General features: G+C 64.4%; 19 protein-coding genes. 10 read left to right on the plus strand and 9 right to left on the minus strand.

The window, feature by feature from the left end; all coding sequences use genetic code 11:
- Positions 1-89 precede the first annotated feature (89 nt).
- The 5 genes from QZX93_RS02700 (at position 90) to QZX93_RS02720 (ending at position 8,325) form a co-directional block, all read left to right on the plus strand.
- Positions 90-1,565 (plus strand): hypothetical protein, encoded by a 1,476-nt coding sequence (locus QZX93_RS02700; protein ID WP_295383838.1) that lies wholly within the window; start codon positions 90-92, stop codon positions 1,563-1,565.
- Complete coding sequence (locus QZX93_RS02705) at positions 1,544-3,055, plus strand: hypothetical protein (RefSeq protein WP_295383837.1); 1,512 nt, start codon at positions 1,544-1,546, stop codon at positions 3,053-3,055. The genes QZX93_RS02700 and QZX93_RS02705 overlap by 22 nt, the downstream gene beginning before the upstream one ends.
- Before the next feature lie 460 nt (positions 3,056-3,515).
- Positions 3,516-3,851 (plus strand): hypothetical protein, encoded by a 336-nt coding sequence (locus QZX93_RS02710; RefSeq protein WP_295383836.1) that lies wholly within the window; start codon positions 3,516-3,518, stop codon positions 3,849-3,851.
- Positions 3,852-3,892: 41 nt separating this feature from the next.
- Entirely contained in the window at positions 3,893-7,606 is a 3,714-nt protein-coding gene (locus QZX93_RS02715) for a tubulin-like doman-containing protein (RefSeq protein WP_295383835.1), read from the plus strand.
- 164 nt (positions 7,607-7,770) lie between these two features.
- Positions 7,771-8,325: a TerD family protein gene (locus QZX93_RS02720; RefSeq protein ID WP_295383846.1), complete on the plus strand. Its 555-nt coding sequence runs from the start codon at positions 7,771-7,773 to the stop codon at positions 8,323-8,325.
- A gap of 193 nt (positions 8,326-8,518) precedes the next feature.
- On the opposite strand, the gene QZX93_RS02725 is transcribed toward QZX93_RS02720, so the two are convergent.
- Genes QZX93_RS02725 through QZX93_RS02735 form a run of 3 tightly spaced genes read right to left on the minus strand, consistent with a single transcriptional unit; the run spans position 8,519 to position 11,053 of the window.
- Positions 8,519-9,814: a TIGR00266 family protein gene (locus QZX93_RS02725; protein WP_295383834.1), complete on the minus strand. Its 1,296-nt coding sequence runs from the start codon at positions 9,812-9,814 to the stop codon at positions 8,519-8,521.
- Between the two features lie 4 nt (positions 9,815-9,818).
- Complete coding sequence (locus QZX93_RS02730) at positions 9,819-10,544, minus strand: TIGR00266 family protein (RefSeq protein WP_295383833.1); 726 nt, start codon at positions 10,542-10,544, stop codon at positions 9,819-9,821.
- A 38-nt stretch (positions 10,545-10,582) separates the two neighbouring features.
- Positions 10,583-11,053 carry a WbuC family cupin fold metalloprotein gene (locus QZX93_RS02735; protein WP_295383832.1) on the minus strand — a complete coding sequence of 157 codons (471 nt, stop codon included), beginning with the start codon at positions 11,051-11,053 and terminating at the stop codon, positions 10,583-10,585.
- Positions 11,054-11,075: 22 nt separating this feature from the next.
- Between QZX93_RS02735 and QZX93_RS27250 the strand changes: the two genes are divergently transcribed.
- The gene (locus QZX93_RS27250; protein WP_366759583.1) at positions 11,076-11,423 is read left to right on the plus strand and encodes a PIN domain-containing protein; all 348 of its coding nucleotides are present in this window, start codon (positions 11,076-11,078) and stop codon (positions 11,421-11,423) included.
- An 18-nt stretch (positions 11,424-11,441) separates the two neighbouring features.
- Here QZX93_RS27250 and QZX93_RS02750 read toward each other — a convergent pair whose 3' ends face one another.
- The 6 genes from QZX93_RS02750 to QZX93_RS02775 form a co-directional block, all read right to left on the minus strand.
- Complete coding sequence (locus QZX93_RS02750; protein ID WP_295383830.1) at positions 11,442-11,768, minus strand: Na+/H+ antiporter subunit G; 327 nt, start codon at positions 11,766-11,768, stop codon at positions 11,442-11,444.
- An 11-nt stretch (positions 11,769-11,779) separates the two neighbouring features.
- Positions 11,780-12,049, minus strand: a complete 270-nt coding sequence (locus QZX93_RS02755) for a K+/H+ antiporter subunit F (protein WP_295383829.1) — start codon at positions 12,047-12,049, stop codon at positions 11,780-11,782.
- Positions 12,043-12,537, minus strand: a complete 495-nt coding sequence (locus QZX93_RS02760) for a Na+/H+ antiporter subunit E (protein WP_295383828.1) — start codon at positions 12,535-12,537, stop codon at positions 12,043-12,045. The genes QZX93_RS02755 and QZX93_RS02760 overlap by 7 nt, the downstream gene beginning before the upstream one ends.
- Positions 12,534-14,036, minus strand: a complete 1,503-nt coding sequence (locus tag QZX93_RS02765) for a monovalent cation/H+ antiporter subunit D (protein ID WP_295383827.1) — start codon at positions 14,034-14,036, stop codon at positions 12,534-12,536. The genes QZX93_RS02760 and QZX93_RS02765 overlap by 4 nt, the downstream gene beginning before the upstream one ends.
- Before the next feature lie 163 nt (positions 14,037-14,199).
- Positions 14,200-14,550: a Na+/H+ antiporter subunit C gene (locus QZX93_RS02770; protein ID WP_295383826.1), complete on the minus strand. Its 351-nt coding sequence runs from the start codon at positions 14,548-14,550 to the stop codon at positions 14,200-14,202.
- Positions 14,550-17,351, minus strand: a complete 2,802-nt coding sequence (locus QZX93_RS02775; protein ID WP_295383825.1) for a monovalent cation/H+ antiporter subunit A — start codon at positions 17,349-17,351, stop codon at positions 14,550-14,552. Before QZX93_RS02775 ends, QZX93_RS02770 begins: the two co-directional genes overlap by 1 nt.
- Positions 17,352-17,616: 265 nt before the next feature.
- On the opposite strand from QZX93_RS02775, the gene QZX93_RS02780 reads away from it, so the two are divergent.
- From QZX93_RS02780 to QZX93_RS02795, 4 genes are all read left to right on the plus strand, one after another.
- Positions 17,617-19,872 carry a hypothetical protein gene (locus tag QZX93_RS02780; RefSeq protein ID WP_295383824.1) on the plus strand — a complete coding sequence of 752 codons (2,256 nt, stop codon included), beginning with the start codon at positions 17,617-17,619 and terminating at the stop codon, positions 19,870-19,872.
- Positions 19,844-20,593 (plus strand): formylglycine-generating enzyme family protein, encoded by a 750-nt coding sequence (locus tag QZX93_RS02785; RefSeq protein ID WP_295383823.1) that lies wholly within the window; start codon positions 19,844-19,846, stop codon positions 20,591-20,593. Before QZX93_RS02780 ends, QZX93_RS02785 begins: the two co-directional genes overlap by 29 nt.
- Before the next feature lie 513 nt (positions 20,594-21,106).
- Positions 21,107-21,373 carry a type II toxin-antitoxin system Phd/YefM family antitoxin gene (locus QZX93_RS02790; RefSeq protein WP_295383822.1) on the plus strand — a complete coding sequence of 89 codons (267 nt, stop codon included), beginning with the start codon at positions 21,107-21,109 and terminating at the stop codon, positions 21,371-21,373.
- Positions 21,373-21,693 carry a type II toxin-antitoxin system RelE/ParE family toxin gene (locus tag QZX93_RS02795; protein WP_295383821.1) on the plus strand — a complete coding sequence of 107 codons (321 nt, stop codon included), beginning with the start codon at positions 21,373-21,375 and terminating at the stop codon, positions 21,691-21,693. The genes QZX93_RS02790 and QZX93_RS02795 overlap by 1 nt, the downstream gene beginning before the upstream one ends.
- Positions 21,694-21,794: the final 101 nt, after the last annotated feature.

Consider the following 21,794-nt stretch of genomic DNA (forward strand, 5'->3'; position numbering starts at 1 on the left):
ATTGCAGTTGGTGAACGGGCGTTCTACACCCTGCGAGCCGTCGCGCAACGCCTTGGCGCACGCTCACCATTAGGGGCGAAAATAGCGAAATGGAAACATGGGACCTTGACTATCCTGACGGTCATCGCGAGTCTTGGATCAAAGACGCGGCGAGCGGTCAATTCAGGCTGGCCTACTACAATGGCCTAGGCCCGGTCGATGACCAATACAGCAAACCCGAGCTGGCCGAACTTGTCGGCGCTCGTCTCTGCCGTGAGGATGACGCCACGGTGCTGTACCCCGGGCTCTTTCGCTATTCAACGGTGACCGGAAAGCCGCTGTCCGACCCTTTGGCGTCTAAGGCGGAAAGCTGGTTGCCCCCATTTGGTCGGAGCCATACCGCTGACCCCTTCGGGATGCCGGGGCTGCGCCAGACCCACATCAATTTGGCTTTGGCCAGAACCCTCTTGCCTGAGCAGGACCCGGGCGCCCTGCTGCCCTTGCCGCCACCCGGCGATTATCATTTTTTTGTCGGCAACCTCGCCGCGCGGCGTGCCTCGCTGCTGGCCATCGAGCCACGCAAAGGCATGCTCTACCTGTTTCGCGACTCTCAGTCGCGGTGGGTCGAGGTGCGTGGCCAGCATCAACTCTTGCCTGAATCCTCGCTCGCGACCAGTCAGTGGAGCTTGGCCTGTCCGGATGCCGGTAGGCAACAACTGTACCTGCCGACCGATCGCGGGCTGGCCCTGCTCGATATCAATATCTTAAGCCTGAGCTATGACCTGCGCCTGTTCCCCGGGCGTTGCATGGGTGCGCCCGTCTGTTTTCAGGGCAAGCAGATATTCGTCCCGGTCATCGCCGATGGGGACAAGGGCGGCATTCTTCAAATCGCTACCGGCGATCCCTCGCGGATCGATCCATTGGAATTCAAGCGCTGCTTCCTCGCTGAACCCTTTGCGGCAAGCCTCGTCGACCAACGCCGGATCATCTGGCTCAACCGGCTCGGTCAACTGATACTCAAGTTCGACGATACGACCCAGCGACCGAATAGCTCATTTATCCCTTGGCCGGCGGGATTCCAGCCCTGCTTCCAATTTGGCAGCCCCTATCGTGCGCGCGACGGGGTGCTCTGGCAGCTTGGCTTCGACCAGGCGCGCGGACGTTATGAATATTTGACGCTCGCCCACAACCAGCCCGAGCGCCAGGAGACCGCCTCCCCACGCTTCGGTTCCGGCACGATCAACTTTACGCTCGAAACGCAACTACGCAGTCATCCCTGGCTCGATCCCGAGACGGTGAGCGATGCGGGATCGCGTCATATTGTGGCGCCGCTGTTGGAGTCGCCCAATAAGTCGGCGTTCTGCGTGCGCATCCCCTGGAATCAGGGGGCGGACGACCTGTTTAGCAGCCAGGGCAAACATGCCGCTGTGTTCCGGCTGGTCATGGAACATGGGGATATCGATTTTTTCATGAAAAAGCTCACGCGCCCCTGGCTGACCCGCGCCTTTGTCTATCGCCACGAGCTTTATCTGTATCACCCGGACTTCGATCGGCATATCCCCGGTTGGAAACTGTTGACCTGCTGATTAATGGAGGCATCGTCATGCGCCTACGTTCGCTGCTCTTGTTGCTTTCACTGATCTCGCCGGTGCCTGCTGCCACGGCGATGCAGCAGGCCTTTTTGATTCAAAACTCGGGCTGGATGGAGCCATTTTATAGCGATCCGCAATCGCTGTTCAAATCGCTGATTTTGGCCGTGTTCCATACCGTGACGCGGCCGCAGGATCGGGTCTTTGTTTCGGTCTTCAACCAATCGGTCGGCAACAATAAATCGCCGGTGCTGATTTATCAAAACGGCCAAGCCCGCTCTGTCGATGAAGTCATCGGCGACATCAAGGTGGCCAAGAAGCCTCAATCCAGCGCATTGACCGATACGGATTTTCAGGAGGCGGTCACCAAGACCATTATCGATCGATTTCAAGGCAAGCCCGGAATCATATGGATTTTCACCAATAACAAGAACAGCCCGAATAACGATGCGGCAACGATCGTCCGCAATCGCGAGTTTTACCAATTAATCCATAACGAGCCGACCATCGCCAGAACCGTCGCCTTTCCGTTGGGCATGCCGGTCAAGGGTCGAGTCTATAAGGCCAGCGGCCTGATGGTCTATGCCTTGGCCTATGGCAACGAGGCCGACGCCGCCTTGCGCTACCTGATCGACAGCGGACGGGTCGGACAGGTATTCACCGAGACGCCGGCGCGGTTGAAGCCGCTGGATCGCGACTCTGTACGTCTACTGCCGCAGGAAATCCGCAACCAGCCTGGAACCACGGTGGGGTTGGCCGCGGATCGGCACACGGTGGTATTGGATGTCGAGGCATCCAAGCAACAGCCGAGTGTCGAGATCCTGGCGTCGCTCGAAAACCTGTTTTATCCCTATATTATCGAATCGGCTGACCTCTCGGCCAGCTTTGTCGTCGCCGCGTCGCGCAGTACATTGGCGCCGGAGCCATCGCGCATCGCCGCGCTGGAGCCGGGCGCGCGTAAAGAAATCAGGGTGACCCTGCCCATTCCGCTCGCTCAAGTCCCTTCGATCTGGTCGATCAAGGCCTTGCGTTCATTCGGTACGCGCTTTGAAATCCATGGCACACTCGAGTTGGAACTGAGCAATCAGCGGCTCGTCCTATCGGATGCCTTTAGCAAGAATCTGAATACACTGTTTCCCGGCGACCCCATTTCCGAGGTGTTTTCTCCGCCGCAGGATACACTGTCATCCCAGGTCAGCGTTCCCTTTGTGATTCGCATCGTTTATCCCACGTATCCCATCTTGCTCATTGGTCTGGCCCTGCTGGTGGGGCTGGGGGTGATCCTGTCGGCGCTCATCCTTGGCAACCGGTCGCGCGTCTATCAATTGCGGGTCGATGGTCAGGTGCAGACCTGTCGGCTCAAGCCGTTTCGCTCCCAGCCATTGTATTCTGCCCGGGGTGAGTTGGTTGCAAGGGTCAGGCGCGGGTTAGCGCGGATTGAGGTCCTTGACCGCAAAGAGGGGCACAGCGTTGAAATCAACCAATAGCGACGGTCAATGTTCCGTAAAGACTTTCCGGCCTTGATCCTAACCGCGACCGACGGCCGCCGGGGCCTTGATCATCGTTCCGGCCACTCCGGGGCCGGAGTCCAAGGCTTTAGCCTTGAATGGACAGGACCAAGGCTGAAGCCTTGGACTCCAGAAGATGGTCGCTAGCCGGAGCGACGATCAAGGCCGCCGCGGGGCGCGCAGCGCCCAACACCTGCGTGACACCGCTGAAGCAGTGTCACAAGAGGTGGTGTGGCCGTTTTTTTTACAGCCTTCCTGCCATTGATTCAAACGGAGAAACACTATGGCCCAAACGCACACGACACCTGACAGCACGGCCGCACATCCAGGGGCAGCGACGCCGGCGACCCATGGATTCAATCTCCCCGATCCGAATGCTTCGGCGTCAAACCTGACGGCTGGGGAAGCGCCGGGAGCAAGTCCGGCGGCCGGGACCGCAGTGACAACCGCACCCCCAATCCCCCCTGAGATCGTTGGCAAGTCCGATACCCTGACGCGCGATCTGGCCATCGGCGGCGGCGTTTTGCTCGTCCTGGTCATTGCCTTTTTCTTTGCCAAGGGCGCTTATGCCAATCTGTTGGTTCGCCAGCGGGTCGCGCCGAGTTCTGCCAATGCGGCCGGTTGGTGGCTGTTCGTCTTATTGACCAGCCTGGCGACCTGCGGCGTTTTGGCGGTCGTCGACCAGGTCCGGTTTATGACGCCGATCTACCTCGCAAGCTTCTTAGGCGTGGCCCTATTGGCATTGATATTGATGCTGGTGACCGGCCGCCGCTGAACTAGTCAGCCCATAGTATCCCCCGAAAATAGGAGCTCATCATGGCAGAGCAAGAGAGCGCGGCGCGCCCCAAACCGGTTGAAAAGATCGTCAAACTACGCCCGACCCTGTATATCGGGGTGGGCGGTACCGGTATGGAGGTGATCCTGAGGGTGCGCCGCCGGATACTCGCCGCCGCGTGGGGGCCGGCCCGCAACCCGGTGCGGATTTCGAGCCTGGCGGAATTTCCGGTCGCTCAATTCATCCATTTCGATCTGGATCAGGGCGCGCTGGTGGAGTCGGGGAAATCGCAGCGCACCGATCCGCTGGCCGACGCGGTCAAGCTGTCCGACGAGGACCGTCTGGTAGAGTCCTTTGAGATCGAGCGCTACAGTCGCAGCGATGACGACCTGGCCAAGTACCCCTATATCGAAAACTGGTCCCCGCTGACGCCGAAGAAGATCCGTGAGATGGGCATCGACCCGGCCAAAGGTGCCGGTCAGATTCGCGCGATTTCGCGTCTGTATTTCTTCGACAAATACACAAAGGTCAAAGAAAAGATCCGCTCAAAATTGGTTTGGCTAAAGAGCGGGCTGTCCAAGGACACGCAACTCAAGGCGCTCGGGCTCGATCTGGATCAGAGTAAATTTCGCATCGTGGTCATCGGCTCGGTGGCCGGCGGTACCGGTGCCGGCTCCTTTCTCGATATGGGTTGGTTGGCCAACTGGATCGCCAAGGAGACGGTGAGCGCGGCGGATGTCGAGATGATGGTGTTCCTGCCTACCGGTTACCAGAGCGCGAATAAGGAGCGGACCGAGGCCAACGGTTATGCCTCATTTATGGAGCTCGAGACCTGCATGCGGGGCGGTTCGCATTTTGTGACGCGCTGGGATGCCTATGATCGCCCGCAGTTGAGTGTGAAGCCGTACGACGAGGTGTATCTGATCGACTCGGGCAACCTGGCGCAGTTGCATACCAGCAATCAGAAAGACATTTACGATATGGTGGCGGATGCACTGTTTGAGGATTTTGCCTCGATCGACTTTGCCAACAAGAAGCGCTCAGTTGCAGTCAATCAACGCCAGCACAAGATACTTCCCTTTACCCCGCCGGTCCCCGGCAACCGGTATGGGGACATGCGCCTATCCTATTATCAGGGCTATTCCGCATTTGGCCAATCGGTACTGGATACCCAGCGCGGCGTGCAGCGCGATATGCGTGCCTATTATTGGACGGCGGAGATGGTCAAGGCCTTTTTCGGGGTGGCCCTGGAGAATGTCGGGGCGCGTCGCGCCACTGACAAACAACGCGACGACTTCATGGCACAGTATATCCAACTGGTGCCACACGCGTTCACCAATTTCCCCGAGCTCAGCGATCGCCGTGCCCAGCTCAACCGCGCTGAATTTACCGATTCTCAGATCACCGACAGCCTGCTGATCGATCGTCAGGGATCGCTGATCGATGGGATGCTGCAAAAGGTGGGCGCGAGCATCGAGCGCATTGCCTCAGGGAATAACAAGGACGAGTGGGGCCTGAGTATCCGGGAGGCATTCAAGCAATTGGAGCGCGACGTGGTGCGCGATCAGGACTCCACGGCCGATGCCACCGAGGATCGCGTCAGCCGCGGTGCTGCCGAGTCGTTCATTGACACGACGACCAGGATTCGCGATCAGCTCTATGTCTATCTGGACAACAAAGAACACGGCGGGCTGGAATATGTCCTGTCGCTCGTCGAACAAATCAAGGATCGCCTGGAGAATCCAAGCACCGGCCTGATCGCGGCATTGGCCGATAATGCCAGGCGCTACGGAGAAATACGCGATGTGGTGCGCACCTGCGAATATGACCGGTTGTTGAACAACCTGGATCAGACCAAAGGTGGCGGTCTGTTCAGTTTCGGCAACAAGGAGGAACAGGCCCGGCTGATCCTGGGTCAGATAAGGGAGGAGATCTGTCATTTCTTGCAGTTTCATCTGCGCGCTACGGCGGCCGCTCATGCCTCGGCGCTGTTGAAAAGGGTTTCTCAATGGTTGGGTGAACGGCAAGGCATCGATGGGCGTGGCGATGCCGCCTGGAGCGGCTTGGTCGGTGAGATCCAGGCCGGTCGCAATGCCGTGCTCGCCATGATCGACTCGGTCGAGGGCAAGGTGACGCTCTTGCGGGAGGACACGCGCAAGGACCATGCCACCTATATCCTGGTGGAGACCCCGGAGGAGGGTGTAGCGCTGCCGCCGACGAATGAGCTGCGGGCCTGGGCGGATGAGGTGTTCACCGATATCGGCGGCTCGCGGACCCTATTCCCGATGCTCGCCGAACCCAAGGAGCGTGAACGGCTGATCGGTCTGCTGCGGGTCAAGGCGGAACAGCAGATTGCGGCGGCCTCCCATCAACAGCCGGATGAGGGCGACCCGCTGCTGCTCGCGCTGGAGGCGATGACTCCGACTGAACGGCAACGGCGTTTCGAGGAGCTGATCACGCGGGCGATGCCCTGGGTAGACGCCAGTTGGGGGAAGGATTTCGAGCCCAAGCCGGATCAATTCAAGTGCTATATCGGGGTCGCCAGCGCGGCCGAATACGAGAAGCGTTTCAAGGAGGAGTTGTTGATGCAGGTGCCGGCGGGGGTCGGGATTTCACCGGCGCAGGTGGCCTTCGTGGATACCGGCGTGCCCGGTCGGGCGGTCTGCTATTGTGAGTTGTCCGGTATCCCATTGACGACCCTGCGCGGCATGGAGGCGTGGCGGACCAGCTATCGCAAGGAGTCTGAGAAGATTCCGCTGCACACCCACCGCGATTCCACCCAGTTCACCCATCCGCTGGCCCCTTCGACCTCCGAGCTCAATCGCCTGGCCGACGACTTTTATCAGTTTTTGTCAGGTGTCATGCTCGGTATTCTGAGCCGGGACGCCCGGGGGGAGACGGTTCCGCCCGGGCAGTATGTGTTTGCCGTGAGCCGCGGCGACACTCGGCGAATCGGCAATGAACGCGCCTTTCGCCTCAATGGCCTGCCGGAGACCTATCATAGCCAGATCCTGGCCGAGATCGGCGAGCGGATCAATGGTCTGAATCCGACTCAGTTCGTCTGTCTGGCGGTGTTGGCCGACTATTATGCCAAGGAGGTCTATACGCCCTGTCTGGTGTCGGATGAAACCGGCAATCAAAAGCCAGTGAAGGGCTTTCCGGCCGCCATGGCCGAGGAGATGGCGCGGGATTGGCGGGAGAAGGCCAGACGGATGGGGACCAGCGCGGCCGATGGCGCCCGGGCTGAACGCCAGGCGCTTGAGCAGTTAGATGCCTGGAGTCAGCGCGTGGAAAACTCGGACGCGGATGCCTACCCGTGGGAGGTCAAGGAGGGTGAGCTGCCGCGGGTGAAGCGGGTGGTGCGCCCGATTTTTTTCCAGATCGACGCCTTGGATGCGCTGTTAGAGTTAACCGCGCCGACACAGGCCCCAAGGGCGGTCGGCGCACCGACGACCCAACCGGCACCGACAATACCGGGTGCTGTGCCGCCGCCGCCCTTTGCCGCCCCCACACCCCAGTACCAGTATTTTCTGGCGATGAATGGGCAGCAACACGGTCCCTATCCAGCCGTCCAGTTGCAGCAGTGGGTGACTGCCGGTCAACTCGATGCGGCGACGCTTGCCTGGCGCGATGGCCTGCCGGCGTGGGCGCCGCTCAATCAGATTGCCGAGCTGGCCTCGCTATTCACCGTCAGCCCGCCGCCGCCCATTCCCGGGGCGCCCGGCATGCCCCCGGCCCTGCCGCCCGGGACCTAGAGGTGTTGGTCTGTCAATATTGCGGCGAGGCGCTGGGTTGGGCGGTCGCCTATTGCCCGTTTTGCGGCAAGCCGAAGCCAGCGGCGGTCGTTAAACCGAAGCGGTCGCCGCCGCCCGCCCCGCCGGCCCGTGCCCGAGCCAGTGCCCCGGCCGAGCCGGCAGTGGTGATATTGACTAAGGGGCAAAATGTCTCCCTGTCGCGATTGGCGCCCAATGTGCAGTGCATCCTGATCGATCAGGGTTGGGATCGGCGCACGGCGGCGGGTGTGGATATGGACCTGGATGAAATCCTCTTTATGACCGCAGCGGACGGTAAGGTGCGGGGCGACGAAGACCTGGTCTTCTACAATCAACCCAGGTCCGCGTGCGGTGCTATTGAACTGATCGGCAGCAAAGAGAAAGGCGAGAAATTCACGGTCAAGCTGGACCGGATTCCAGACGCGATCCAGCGCCTGGTGGTGGGCGTGACCATTTATGACGATGCGGTGCGGGTCAGAAACTTTGGCCAGGTCCGCGGGGCCTATATCCGCATCATCGACCCGGCGAGCGCGCTCGAGCTGGTCCGCTTTGCGCTCCCGGAGGAATATAGTACAGAGACGGCGATGATTTTCGGTGAGATCTATCGCCGTCAAGGCGAATGGAAGCTCAAGGCCGTGGGCCAGGGTTTTTCAGGTGGTCTGCGTGCGCTCTGCGGTCAGTTCGGGGTCAGCGTGGCCTGACGATCCGGTCAGCCTGGAAAGAAAAGTCGTCCGCAAATGAACGCAAATAAACGCAAAATAAAAAAGTTGGTGGCGAGAGCTTCGCCGCTCCGGCGCGGCGCGTCCGCCGGTTGAACTTCCTGTTTCAGCGATCGACAGACGACCTTTGGTAGTTATTTGCGTTCATTTGCGTTCATTTGCGGACCCAAGGCCCTTACACAGGCAGCAGCGGCGACAGCCAGCGCCCGAACTGCCCCGGCTGGCGGGTTTGAATGAGTACGGTGCCAGGCCCGTGGAAGCGGCAGACGATGTTCTCGCCCGAGGTGAAGGCGGCAACCAGCCCGGGATTGCCAAGCTCCAGGCCATACTGCATGGACTGTGACCAAGCGACCAGGTGCCCGTTATCGATGATCTTTTGCTCGCCCGGCCCCAGACGCAGCGCATGAATTGCGCCGAAGGACTCCAGAAACACCACCCCTTGCCCCTGCGCCTTGAGGATGAAAAAGCCGCCGCCGCTGAACAGCCCCTTGGCGATGTTCTGCATCTTGCTGCTGATCTCCACCCCCTGGGAGCAGGCGAGAAAATTGCCGTGCGCAATCACCAGTCCGTCCGCCGGTTGGACCTCCACCGCAGCGATGTCGCCCGGCGTGGCCGGGGCGAAATAGACCGAGCCGGGACCGCGGGTGGCGGTCAGGGTCTGGAGAAAAAAGCTCTCCCCGCTCACCATGCGGGTGAGTCCGCTGAGTAGCCCGCCCTGGGTGGTGCTGTCGACTGCCAGTGTCGGGCTCATGGCGACCATGGCATCGGACTGCGCCTTGAGCTGCTGGCCCTGCGGCAGGTCGACCCTGGCGAGTGCGAAGGCGCCGCGATAGAGGATCGCGTAATCGAGACCGGACGCCGGTGAATGCACCGTCTCCCCCTCGCTCGCCGCTGCCCGGGACTCGGGCTGAGGCGGCGGCACCGCGCTGGTCTCCTCCTGACCGCCCCCGATGTCGACCCCGAAGTGACTCGCCAGGGGTCCCAGTCCGCCGGCAAAGCCCTGGGCGACGGCCCGGAATTTCCACCCGTCCTGATGCCGGTAGACCTCGCACAGGATCAGTGCGGCCTCCTGCATACCGCCGGTCGGTGGACTGAACCGGGCCAACTCGGACCCCGCCGCATCCCGCACCCGGACCTCGATCCGGCGCGCCTGGGCGAATGAACCGCCGCCATACAGCGTGAGACAGACGGCGACCTTCGTCACCGCCGGGGAAAGCGCGCCAGGGACGATCCGCAGCCGTCGCTGCGCCGCTGCCACCTCGCTCAAGGCCACGCCGCCGCAGGGCGAACGCGGGCTGTTGTAGAAAACAAAATCCTCGTCCGCGCCGACCCGCCCGCCGGTCTGCAAGAGGAACGCGCTGGCATCGACGTCCTTGCCGGCGGGCTTTTCGGGTTCCCAGAACACGTCCACCACGATCTCGATCGTGGCCGGTAGCCGCAGGTTACCGCCTGGTTGAAGTTCGGTGGCCATGGCGTCAGCTACTGCTACGGCTGGGCAGCAAGCGGCTGACCCAGGACCCGAAGGCCTTCGGGTTGCGGCTCTGGATATAGACGGTGCCGGGGCCGCTGAAGCGGCACACCAGGCCCTCGCCCGAGGTGAAGCTGGACATCCAGCCGGAGCTGGCCTTCTCCAGAGCGTAGTGCATCCCCTCCGGCCAGGCGACCAGATGGCCATTGTCGACGATCATCTCCTCGCCGGCCGGGACCACCAGTGGATGGATGGACCCATAGCTCTCGACGAACACCATCCCGCGCCCGGAGGCCTTCAGGACGAACAGTCCCTCGCCGCTGAACAGCCCACGGGTGAGGTTTTGCGCGGTGGTGGAGATCTGCACGCCCTCGCTGGCGGCAAGAAAGCCGTCTTTTTGCAGGATATAGGACTGGGTGCCGTCCAGATGAATCGGCAGCAGGTCGCCCGGTTGGGCCGGGGCGAGCAGCGCGGTTCCGGCCCCGCGCGACGCCTTCAGGGTCTGGAAGAAAAAGCTCTCGCCGCTGAACATCCGCCCGAGCCCGCCCAGCAAACCGCCTTCCAGTTTTCCCTCCACGTCGACCGTCGGGTCCATCGCCACCATGGCGTCCGACTGCGCCTTGATCGCCTGCTTGGCGTTCAGATGGACCTCCAGCAGCGCGAAGGCACCGCGGTAAAGCACCCGAAAGGTCAGGTCCTCGAGCGTTTGCAGATCGGCTGAAGTCGCTGCCATAGGAATTTCCTAAGTAATTAAGGCTGGATAGCGGATGATCAGGTCGCAAACAGGCCCTCCAGGCGGGCGCGATACCCGGCTGCCTCGGCTGCCTGCTCGGCCGGTGCCCAGGGCGCCAGCTCCTCCGGCAGGAGCGGACGGTAAGGCCCGGCCTTGGCCTCCAGAAAGACCGTCCCCGACGCCAGGCAGACCAGAGAGTGATACTGACCCGCCGGGATATCAATCCCAAAGGCGTCGCTGCCGACCGCGAGCAGCGCAGTCTCGGTGACCTGGCCCGCCTCGTCAAAGAAAATCATGCCCATGCGCCCCCGCAGCAGCACCATCAGCTCCTCTTTTTCCGGGTCCAGGTGCCGATGCGGTCGGATGTAGGTACACGGCTCCAGCGCGTTGAGCAGCCGGTTGCAGCGCGACGCGTCCGACGGGTGGAAGTTGTAGTTCTTGCGCTGCCGCGGGCTGGCCTGGGCCTCGCCACTGACCTGTGCGAGCAGCGTGTCGGTGATGAGCTTCATGGTTTGTTCCAGTCAGTCAATGATGGTTTCGCGGCGGCCGGCCTCGGCCTGGATCGTCTCGCCCGGCCCCGGTGCGCGATGCCGCTACCGGCGACGTGATCTTGAGCGCGCTGAACAAGTCCTTCGCCGACTGGCTGGTGGAGCACCAGCGCCTGTTGGCCGCGGCCCCGCAGGGAGCGCTCGACGACTTCATGACGGATCGGGACCAAACGGACCGCTGCGGGCCGCGCTCTACTCCCTTGGCAAGCCCTTGGCACCCCTTGACCTCATGATCGCCGCCCACGCCCTGGCCGAGGGGGTAATCCTCATTACTGCCGATCGTGCCTTCTCCCAGGTTCCTGGCCTCTGCGTGCAGGATTACGATCAGTGATGAGCACAGTCGCCGAATTTAAGTTCCGGACGTTTCCGATTCCGGCGCTGGTGCCAGGCTCTTCAAGCGCAGATGCAGCGCCGCCTTGGCCAGCAGGTGCGCGCTCACCGGTGCGGTGATGAACAGAAACAGGGTTACCAATAGCTCGTGCAGGCTGAGTCCCGTGCCGCGGGTACTGAACCACAGCGAGGAGGCCAGCAGCAGGCTGCCGACACCTAGCGTAGTCGCCTTGGTGGGGCCGTGCAGGCGGCAGTAAAAGTCCTTGAGCCGCACGAGTCCCAGCGCGCCGATGAAGGTGAATAGGGCGCCGGTCAGGATCAGGATGGAGGTCAATAGCTCGATCATTGCGTGCTTGCCTATTCGATGATATCGCCGCGCAGCAGGTATTTGCACAGTGCCACCGTGCCGACGAAGCCCATCAGTGCGATCAGGATGGCGGCCTCGAAATAGACCGCGCTGTCCTGCGCGATGCCGAAGAGCACCAGGAGCGCGATGGCATTCACGGCCAGGGTGTCGAGTGCGAGGATACGGTCCGGGACGCTGGGGCCGATCAAGAGCCGCCACAGGGTCAAGGTGAAGGCGGTCCCGACCAAGGCGAATGCAATGGGGATGGCGATGCTCAACATGGGTCGAATACCTGCCGCAACGGGGCCTCATAACGGGTCTTGATGGTGGCGATCAGCGCGGCCGGGTCGGCCAGGTCGAGTGCGTGGACCAGCAGGGTGCGCCGATCCTGGGTCAAATGGGCGGAGACGGTGCCCGGGGTCAAACAGATGGCGTTGGCCAGCAGGCTGATGGCGAGTTCCGATTGAAGGTCCAGCGGGACCTGCACGAACCCAGGCCGCAGCCGCGCCGGCCCGCGCAGGATCAGCCAGGCCACCCGCAGGTTGGCGGCCACGATGTCGTGGAGCATCAGGGCGCCGAAGCCGAGTAGGGTCAGCGGGCGGCGGACCAGGACCCGTTCAGGCCAGAAGCGCAGGCTGAAGAGCGGGATCGTTAGGCCCAGGAACAGGCCCAGCAGGACCTGCCCCGGTTCCAGGCTGTTGACCAGCAGGAGCCAGATCGCGGTCAGGGTCGGGGTCAGGATGGGGTGCGGCAGCAGGCGACGGATCATGGCCTTGCTCCGCCGCGTGGTCCCAGGACCGCCTGCACATAGCCAGCCGGGTGCAGCAGTTGCCGGGCGATGGCGTCGGTGTAGTCGTTGAGCGGGCCGGCCCAGAGGGTCATGGCCACACCCAGGGCGAGCAATCCGGCGACCAGACCCAGCGCGGCCCCCGGGGGGGTTGGCGTATCCGCCGCGGGCGCCGAGTCGATGGTCTTATAAAACAGCCGACTGCCGCTGCGCGCCAGGGCCATCAAGGCCAGTAGCCCGCCGACCAGCACGACCCCCAGCACCCAGGGCGCCGACGGCCGATCGAGCGCCGCGCGCAGGATGAGGAACTTGCCGATAAAGCCGGAGAGCGGCGGCAGCCCGGCCATCGCGATGGCGCACAGAAAAAACAGCACCCCCAGCACCCAGTGCCGACCCAGCACCGGGCCGGGTTCCAGCCGGTCGGCCAGGTCCCCCCGCTGGCCGGCGATCTGGTCGGCGAGCAGGAACAGGGCCGCCGCCGCGAAGGTGCTGTGCGGCAGGTAATAGAGCCCGGCAGCGATCCCCGCCGCGCTACCCAGGCCAAAGGCGGTGAGCAAGGTGCCGACCGAGGCGAGCACCAGATAAGCGACCTGCGCCCGCAGCCGGTCGCTCCCGGTCGCGCCGATCATGCCGACCGCCAGGGTCAGCAGTGCCAGCGGCAGGAGCCAGTCAATGATGAGTGCGCCGCCGAAGACCAGGGTGGAGAGTCGCAGGATGGCATAGGCCCCGACCTTGGTCATGATGGCGAACAGTGCCGCCACCGGCGCGCTGGTGTTGGCATAGGCGCCCGGCAGCCAGAGCGAGAGCGGCACCAGCGCCGCCTTGAGCGCAAAGACCCCGAACAGCAATAGGCCGGCGGCGCGCACCAACGGCAGTCGATCGGGGCTCACGGCCGCCACCTGCACCGCCAGGTCGGCCAGGTTGAGCGTGCCGAGCAGGCCATAGAACAGCCCGGCCGCGATCAGGAACAGGGCCGAGCCGGCCAGGTTGATGACCACATAGTGCAGGGCAGCGCGGGTGCGCAGCCGCCCGCCGCCATGCAGCAGCAGGCCGTAAGAGGCGATCAGCAGGACCTCGAAGAAGACGAACAGGTTGAACAGGTCGCCGGTCAGGAAGGCCCCGTTGAGTCCGAACAGCTCCAGTTGAAAGAGCACATGGAAGTGCCGGCCCGCCCGGTCGGTGCCGAGGCTCCCGTAGGCCAGTGCAAAGAGTGCCAGCAGGGCGGTGGTGACCAGCAACCAGGCGGCCAGGCGATCCGCCACCAGGCAGATGCCGAAGGGTGCCGGCCAGTTTCCGAGCGCATAGACCAGGATGTCGCCATCCGCCACCGCGCGGGTCAGCAGCAGAGCCAGCGCCAATTGCCCGAGCACCGCGGCCAGGGCGAGGCCCCGCCGCCAACGCAGGTCCATGCCCCGCAACAGGAGCAGCAAGATGCCCGCCAACAGGGGCAGCAGGAGCGGGGCGATGACCAGGTGACTCATCCTGGGCCCCCCAATCGCTCACGCCAAGACGCCAAGACGCCAAGTAAGAAAGACGCGCCTGCGCTAGTCCAATCGCCGGGCCGGTGAGTGGCGTAACCTGGATATCGCGCCGAAAAAACTTGGCGTGCTTGGCGTCTTGGCGTGAGAACGGTCTTTTTCCGGCTCATGAATCAGTGTCCCGAACCTCAGGTTCATGCAAGCCATCCACATGATCATTGCCCAACTCGGCCCGCGCCTTGAGCGCCAGCATGATGACAAAGGCGGTCATGGCGAAGCCGATGACGATAGCGGTGAGGACCAGTGCCTGGGGCAGGGGGTCGGTATAGCCCGCGGCCGTCGCCGTGACGATCGGCGGCCGGCCGATCTGAAGCCGCCCCATGGCGAATAGAAAGAGGTTCACCGCGTAGGACAGCAGGCTCAGACCCAGTACCACCGGGAAGGTGCGGGCGCGCAGCAGCAGATAGACACCGGCGGCGGTCAGCAGTCCGATCATGAGTGCGAGCAGGGCCTCCATCAGCGCGGCTCCTCTGCGGGCGGGCGGCTCAAGTCATGCACCAGTCCCAGGTGGATCAGGATCAGCAGGGTGGCGCCCACCACCACCAGATAGACCCCCAAGTCGAAGGCCATGGCGGAGGCCAATTCAAAGTCGCCCACCAGCGCCCAGTGAAAATGAACGAAGCTGGAGGTGAGGAAGGGATAGCCGAGGGCCAGGCTGCCGAGCCCGGTCATTGTGGCGATCAGTAGCCCGGCGGCGATCAGGGGGTGCAGGTTGGCGGGTAGCCGTGCGCGCGTCCAGGCAACCCCATTGGCCAGGTATTGCATGATCAGGGCGACCGCGGTGACCAGCCCGGCGATGAACCCGCCCCCGGGCAGTTGGTGCCCGCGCAGGAGGATGTAGACCGCCACCAGCAACGCCAGCGGCAGCAGCAGCCGCACCAGCGAGGCCATGATCAACGGGTGGGCATCCGGGTCCCAGGCTCGACCTTGCGCGTCCGCGGCGGGTGCCGGCAGTCGCAGCCCATCCAGCATGGCATAGATGCCCAATCCGGCCAGGGCCAGCACGGTGATCTCGCCCAGGGTATCGAAGCCGCGGAAGTCGACCAGGATCACGTTGACCACGTTCGCCCCGCCGCCGCCCGGCAGGCTGTGGGTGAGGAACCAGTCGGCGATGGACTCGGCGGGGCGGGTGAGCACGGCCCAGGCCAGCGCCGCGTTGCCGCCGCCCGCCGCCAGCGCCAGCAGCAGGTCCCGGACCTGGCGTGGGCGACTGGACTCGGCCGGGGTCGACTGGGGCAGGAAATACAGCGCCAGGAGCAGCAGCACGATGGTCACCACCTCCACTGACAATTGAGTGAGTGCCAAATCCGGGGCGGAAAATTTGGCAAAGATCAGCGAGACGATGAGCCCCACCGCGCCCAGCAGGATGAGTGCGATGAGCCGACTGCGATGCAGGACCACCACCGACGCCGTGCAGGCCGCGAGGCCCAGCGCCACCAGCAGGCTCACCGGGTCGAACGGCAGCAAGGGGCCCGCCCCGGTGAGCGGCATCGGAGCGGACCAGAATCCTGCCATACCCAAGGCCAGGGCGCTGAGTACGAACAGGAACAGCATGCGCTGGAGCGAGGCCAGGTCCAGCCTCACCGTGACCCACCGGGCCACGCCGAAGACCCCGGCGACCAGCCAGTCATAGGGCCGGCGCGCCTCCAACCGTCCTTCCAGCCGCGCCGCCAGGGCGAACAGCGGCCGGCGCCCCTCATAGACCAGCACGCCGCCGGTCAAGGCGATCAGGCTCATCCACAGGGCCGGGGTGAACCCGTGCCAGATGGCAATACTGTGCGGCGGCAGCGGTCCTTGCAAGACCCCGCGCGCCGCGATCGCCAACAGCGGCTCGACGGTGAGTGCCGGCAGCATCCCCACCAGCAGGCACAGTGCCACCAGCACCTCGACCGGCAAGCGCATCCAGCGCGATGGCTCGTGCGGGGTGCGCGGCAGGTCGATCGGCGCACCGTTGAAGAAGACGTCATGGATGAAGCGCAGCGAATAGGCGACCGCGAAGATGCCGGCGACGATCGCGGTGAGCGGCAGCAGCCAGCCGAAGCGCAATTGGGCCACCGTCCCCAGGGTCTCGGTAAAGAACATCTCCTTGGACAGGAAGCCATTGAAGAGCGGCACCCCGGCCATGGCCGCCGCCGCCACCATGGCGAGCGTCGCCGTATAGGGCATCACGCCCCACATCCCATTGATCCGGCGCATATCGCGGGTGCCGGTCTCGTGGTCGATGATACCGGCGGCCATGAACAGTGACGCCTTGAAGGTGGCGTGATTGATAATGTGAAAGACCCCCGCCAGGGCGGCCAGCGGGGTGCCGAGCCCGAACAGCAGGGTGATCAGCCCCAGATGGCTGATGGTCGAATAGGCCAGCAGGCCCTTCAGGTCATGCTTGAAGAGGGCAAACACCGCGCCGATCAGGAGCGTCGTCAACCCCGTCAGACTCACGATCCAGGTCCACTCCGGGGTCCCGGACAGGGTCGGGAAGAGCCGCGCCAGCAGAAAGACCCCCGCCTTCACCATGGTGGCCGAGTGCAGATAGGCCGATACCGGCGTAGGTGCCGCCATCGCATTGGGCAGCCAGAAATGGAAGGGGAACTGGGCCGACTTGGTAAAGGCCCCGAGCAGAATCAGCAGCAGCGTCGGCAGATACAGCGGATGGGCGCGGACCTGATCGCCGGCGGCCAGGACCACGCTGAGGTCATAGCTGCCGGTGATCTGCCCCAAGAGCAGGATGCCGCCGAGCAGTGCCAGCCCGCCCATCCCGGTGACGGTCAACGCCATGCGCGCCCCCTGGCGTGCCTCCGTGCGCTGTTGCCAATAGCTGATCAGCAGGAATGACGACAGGCTGGTCAACTCCCAGAAGATCAGCAATTGGATCAGGTTCTCGGACAGCACCACCCCCAGCATCGAGCCCATGAAGAGCATCATGCCGGTATAGAAGCGCCCCAGCCGGTCCTGCGGCGAAAAATACCAGCGGGCATAGAGGATGACCAGGAGCCCGATGCCCAGGATCATCAGCGCGAACAGCAGCCCGAACCCGTCCAGCCGGAACGTCAGGTCCAGTCCCTCGCGCGGCATCCAGGTGTAGCGCTCGATCAGCGTGGTCCCCTGGAAGGTCCCGCCGACCAGCGGCGCCAGCCAAGCGCCGGCCGCGAGCGTCACCCCGGCCGCCGCCGCGGCGGCCTGCCAGGTCCCCAGGCGCGCGACCGCGGCCACCAGGGCGGCGCCCAGGAAGGGGGTGATGACACAGAGCAGCAGGTTCATGGGACAGTCCGGGGCACGGGCTTCTCGGTCGGTTGGTCAGGACCCGATTCTAACTGACGCACGCGGCGTGCCGGAGATATTCCCCCCGAACCCGTGGGAGCGGCTTGCGCCGCGACGGACCCGCGGGAACCAGCGAATGGAGTCCAAGGCTTCAGCCTTGGCGCCCTCATCCAAGGGGTAGGGTCCGCTGTGCGGACCGATTGCCGCTTCCGGGAGTGTTCGTCTTCGGTTAGTCTATCCAAAAGCAGTCCACCGGATCAGGGATATGCCACCCACCGCCGAGCCAGCCAGCCGCCGCCCGCCGCCCCATCCGTTCCGGATCTTCCTCGCCTCCCCCGGCGATGTCGCCCACGAGCGCCAGATCGTGCGCGAGGTCATTGACCAGGTGCGGATGGAACTGCGCTTCTGCGACCGGCTGGACCTGAAACTCATCGCCTGGGATCAGCCTGGCGCCGCCGTGGCCATGCAGGCGGGCCTGACCCCCCAGGAGGCGATCGACCGCGGCCTGCCCCGACCCTGTGAGTGCGACCTGGTCTTGGCCCTGTTCTGGGGGCGGATGGGCACGCCCCTCGCGTCCGACTACCGCAGGCCCGACGGCTCCCCCTATGCGTCCGGCAGCGAATGGGAATACCGCAATGCACTGGAGGGCTTTCGCGCGCACGGCCGGCCCGCGGTCTGGCTGTTTCGTCGCACGCAGCGGCCGACCGTCCAGCTCGGCGATCCCGCCCTACAGGAGCTTGAGGAACAGTGGCAGGCGGTTGAGCGCTTCGTGGCCGCGGAACGCAACAACCCCGACGGCTCCATCGCCAGCGGCATCAATCGCTACCAGACCCCCGAAGCCTTCGCCACCCTGCTCGAGCGGCTGCTGCGCGACCACCTGGAGCGGCTCGTCAGTACACTGGATCAGGCGCCCGCGTCGGCTGACGGCGCGGCGGACGCCGACGCGCCCGTCACCGCCGAGCCCGCCTACCGGGGCGACCCCTACCCGGGCCTCGCCGCCTTCACCCCGGAGCAGGCGCCGATCTTTTTCGGCCGCGACGCGCCGGTCGACCAACTCTCGGCACTGCTCAAAGACCCCCGCACTCGCTTTGCCGTCGTGGTCGGGCTGTCCGGGGCCGGCAAGTCGTCCCTGGTCGCGGCGGGGCTGATCCCGCGGCTGCGCGAGGGGCTGATTGGCGGTGCGCCCTGGGTGGACTGCCGCTTCACCCCGGCGGAGCGCGGGCGCGACCCCTTTCTCTCACTCGCCTGGGCACTCAAGGGGTACCTGCCGGGCGAGGGCGGCACCGTGGCGGACCTGGCCCGCGACCTGCAAACCGACCCGGGGCGGTTCGGCGCCGCTGCCGCAACCCTGTTGGCGGGCCGTCCGGCAGGGGCGGAACTGTTGCTCTACATCGACCAGTTGGAAGAGCTGTTCGTCCAGACCGACCCCGTGCTCACCGCCGATTTCGTCGCCCTCCTGAGCCGCGCCGCGGACCTGCCCCGGGTGCGCTGCCTGGCGACCCTGCGCGCGGACTTCTACGCCGCCGCCTGCGCTGAGGCGGGACTGGCCGCGCTGCTGCGCCGCGACCGCGGCACCCTCCCGCTGGACCCGCCGGGCCGCCCGGCCCTGGCGGCCATGATCGCCCGCCCGGCGCGTGCGGTCGGGCTCGAGCTGGAGGAGGGGCTCACGGACCGCATCCTGGAGGACGCCAGGGGGTCTGCCGCCGGGCCGGGCACCCTGGCCCTGACCGCCTTTGCACTCAACGAACTGTATCGACTGGGCGGGGCGGCCGGGCGCCTGACACAGGCCGATTACACCGCCATCGGCGGCATCGACGGTGCCGTGCGCCTCTGTGCCGAGAAGTGGCTCGGTGATCTGGGTCAGGTCCCCGACGCGGCCCTGGGGGACCTGTTCGAGCACCTGGTGGAGGTTGACGAACAGGAGATCGCCACCCGCCGCCGCGCCCCCCAAGCCGACCTGCCGCCCGCCTCCCGGCCCCTGGCCGACGCCCTGACCAGGGCGCGTCTGCTCACCGCCGGGCGCGGTGCGGACGAGGCCCCCACCCTGGAACTGGCGCACGAGAGCCTGCTGCGCGCCTGGCCGCGGCTGGCGGACTGGGTCCGCGACCATGCCGAGGCCCTGCGCGCCCGCCGCGACCTGGAGCGTGCCGCGGCCGAATGGCAGGCCGCCCGGCGTCCTGCAACTGACCTGCGGGTCGGCCCCCAGCTCAAGCGCTACCGGGGCGCGCCGCCGCCGCGTTCCCAGCTGGCCGCGGACTATCTGCGCGCCTGCGGTCGGCGGGTGAGGCGGGGGCGGGTGCTGGGAACCCTGGGCCTGGTCCTGCTCGGCGGCATCGTGTTGGTCTGGAACCACATCAACCAGCCCACCGGCTATCCGCCCTCCCTGATGGCCAAGGGCCTGGCCGTCCAACTTGGGCTTGGGCGCCTGCCCGGGCCGCTGCGGCTGCTGCATGAGCCGGAGGTTGTCGCCATCCCGGGGGGGGGCCTTCCGGATGGGCGACGGTATCGGCGATGGCTTTGAGGACGAGCGGCCGGTTCATGAGGTGACCATCGCGCCCTTCGAGCTTGGCCGGACCGAGGTCACCTTCGAGGACTACGATCTCTTCGCCGCCGCCACCGGCCGGACCCGGCCGGGCGACGAGGGCTGGGGACGCGCTCAACGACCGGTTATCAACGTCTCTTGGGAGGAGGCGAGCGCCTATGCCGCCTGGCTTGCCAAGATCACCGGTCGCGCCTGGCGGCTGCCGAGCGAGGCCGAGTGGGAATATGCCGCCCGCGCCGGGACCACCAAGGCCCGCTGGTACGAGGAGACCGAGGGGGCGGAGGCCGAGCCCTGCCGGTTCATGAATGGGCAGGACCAGAGCCTCGATCGGTCAAGCTATTTTTCGGCGAGCACAAAAAAAATGTACGCAAGTCAGGACCTATGGAAGCCCTTCGATTGTGACGACCATTTCGTCAATACCGCCCCGGTCGCCACCTACCAGCCCAATCCGTGGGGCCTGTACGACATGCTGGGCAATGTCTGGGAATGGGTGGCCGACTGTCATTACGGGTACGCGGACGCCCCCAAAGACGGCGTGGCGGATACAGAGGATGGCGAAAGCAAGAACTGTGCCGTCCGGGTGCTGCGCGGCGGCTCCTGGAACTACGAGGGCCGCAACCTACGCGCCGCCGTCCGTGACGGGTACGCGCCGGGCAACCGCGCCTACGGCCTCGGTCTGCGTCTCGCCAGATCACTTTGATTTTTTCCTCTTGACTTTTTCCCTTTTATGCTTTCTCTTTTTCCTGGTTCCCATGCCCCGCGCCTCTTGCCTCTCGTTCCCACGCTCCGCGTGGGAATGCATCCCAGGACGCTCCGCGTCCAGTGATCAGGCGCCCCGCACCCCATCCATGGGTTAACCCAAATCCGGAATTGCTCACGCCAAGGCGCCAAGACGCCAAGAAAAATCAAGAGCATGTGGACAGCATCCGAATCACCCGACGGGTGAGTCACCAAGCGGCGATAACGCATTGAAGCCCTTGGCGAGCTTGGCGCCTTGGCGTGAGAACTGCTCTTTCCTCTCGTTCCCACGCTCCAGCGTGGGAATGCCGTGCGGGCGCTCCGCGTCCGGTCTTGCTGCTTGGGCGCGGAGCGCCTGCCTCTGCCCGCGGGCGCGTTCGCCATGAGCGAATGTCCAGGGATTGCGTCCATGGCAAAGTTCGATCAATGAGGCTAGAATCAGGCCAAATTTGGTACCACTACTGGTCGCCCAATCATGAAGCTCACCGCTAACATCAAACCGATCAGCCACTTGAAGGCCCATACGGCAGAGGTGGTCCGGCGCCTCATGGATGAGCGTGAGCCGCTGGTCATCACCCAGAATGGCGAGGCCAAGGTGGTGATGCAGGACGTTCGCTCTTACGAAGAGACGCAGGAGACGCTGGCGTTGTTGAAAGTCCTGGCGCTCGGCAACCGCCAAATCGAAGCGGGTCGGGTCGAGCCTGCGCGTGCGGTCTTTGCCAGGCTGCGTGGGGCCGATTGATGTCTGGTGAGGTCTTTGTGACCGAGGATGCGACGCGCGATATGTACGGCATCTTCGATTACATCGCCGATCATGACAGTCCGGTAACGGCGCGCGACGTCATGGGTGGGCTTGAGGAGGTGATCGCCGCGTTGGCCGATTTTCCGGAGCGTGGCGATTACCCCAAGGAACTCGTGCGGTTGGGCATTCGCGAATATCGCGAGGTCCATTTCAAGCCCTATCGCATCGTCTATCGCGTGTTGGGGGATGACGTCTATGTCTATCTGGTGGCCGATGGTAGGCGGGAGATGCAGGGGTTGTTGACCCGTCGGCTGTTGTGACTCGCGGTCTTGGTTATAAACCCGGCCACAGTGCCGGCCGCGAGGTCATTGGTCCGCACAGCGGACCCTACGGGGATAAGGGGCCGGGGGATAAGGGGCCG

Source organism: uncultured Thiodictyon sp. (assembly GCF_903946935.1).
Classification (GTDB): domain Bacteria; phylum Pseudomonadota; class Gammaproteobacteria; order Chromatiales; family Chromatiaceae; genus Thiodictyon.

What these genes read in the sequence shown, in the direction of transcription:
- QZX93_RS02700 (WP_295383838.1), top strand. Translation starts at nt 90, where the DNA reads ATGGAAACATGGGACCTTGACTATCCTGACGGTCATCGCGAGTCTTGG.
- QZX93_RS02715 (WP_295383835.1), top strand. Translation starts at nt 3,893, where the DNA reads ATGGCAGAGCAAGAGAGCGCGGCGCGCCCCAAACCGGTTGAAAAGATC.
- QZX93_RS02725 (WP_295383834.1), bottom strand. Translation starts at nt 9,814, where the DNA reads ATGGCCACCGAACTTCAACCAGGCGGTAACCTGCGGCTACCGGCCACG.
- QZX93_RS02730 (WP_295383833.1), bottom strand. Translation starts at nt 10,544, where the DNA reads ATGGCAGCGACTTCAGCCGATCTGCAAACGCTCGAGGACCTGACCTTT.
- QZX93_RS02735 (WP_295383832.1), bottom strand. Translation starts at nt 11,053, where the DNA reads ATGAAGCTCATCACCGACACGCTGCTCGCACAGGTCAGTGGCGAGGCC.
- QZX93_RS27250 (WP_366759583.1), top strand. Translation starts at nt 11,076, where the DNA reads ATGGTTTCGCGGCGGCCGGCCTCGGCCTGGATCGTCTCGCCCGGCCCC.
- QZX93_RS02750 (WP_295383830.1), bottom strand. Translation starts at nt 11,768, where the DNA reads ATGATCGAGCTATTGACCTCCATCCTGATCCTGACCGGCGCCCTATTC.
- QZX93_RS02755 (WP_295383829.1), bottom strand. Translation starts at nt 12,049, where the DNA reads ATGTTGAGCATCGCCATCCCCATTGCATTCGCCTTGGTCGGGACCGCC.
- QZX93_RS02760 (WP_295383828.1), bottom strand. Translation starts at nt 12,537, where the DNA reads ATGATCCGTCGCCTGCTGCCGCACCCCATCCTGACCCCGACCCTGACC.
- QZX93_RS02765 (WP_295383827.1), bottom strand. Translation starts at nt 14,036, where the DNA reads ATGAGTCACCTGGTCATCGCCCCGCTCCTGCTGCCCCTGTTGGCGGGC.
- QZX93_RS02770 (WP_295383826.1), bottom strand. Translation starts at nt 14,550, where the DNA reads ATGGAGGCCCTGCTCGCACTCATGATCGGACTGCTGACCGCCGCCGGT.
- QZX93_RS02775 (WP_295383825.1), bottom strand. Translation starts at nt 17,351, where the DNA reads ATGAACCTGCTGCTCTGTGTCATCACCCCCTTCCTGGGCGCCGCCCTG.
- QZX93_RS02780 (WP_295383824.1), top strand. Translation starts at nt 17,617, where the DNA reads ATGCCACCCACCGCCGAGCCAGCCAGCCGCCGCCCGCCGCCCCATCCG.
- QZX93_RS02785 (WP_295383823.1), top strand. Translation starts at nt 19,844, where the DNA reads ATGGGCGACGGTATCGGCGATGGCTTTGAGGACGAGCGGCCGGTTCAT.
- QZX93_RS02790 (WP_295383822.1), top strand. Translation starts at nt 21,107, where the DNA reads ATGAAGCTCACCGCTAACATCAAACCGATCAGCCACTTGAAGGCCCAT.
- QZX93_RS02795 (WP_295383821.1), top strand. Translation starts at nt 21,373, where the DNA reads ATGTCTGGTGAGGTCTTTGTGACCGAGGATGCGACGCGCGATATGTAC.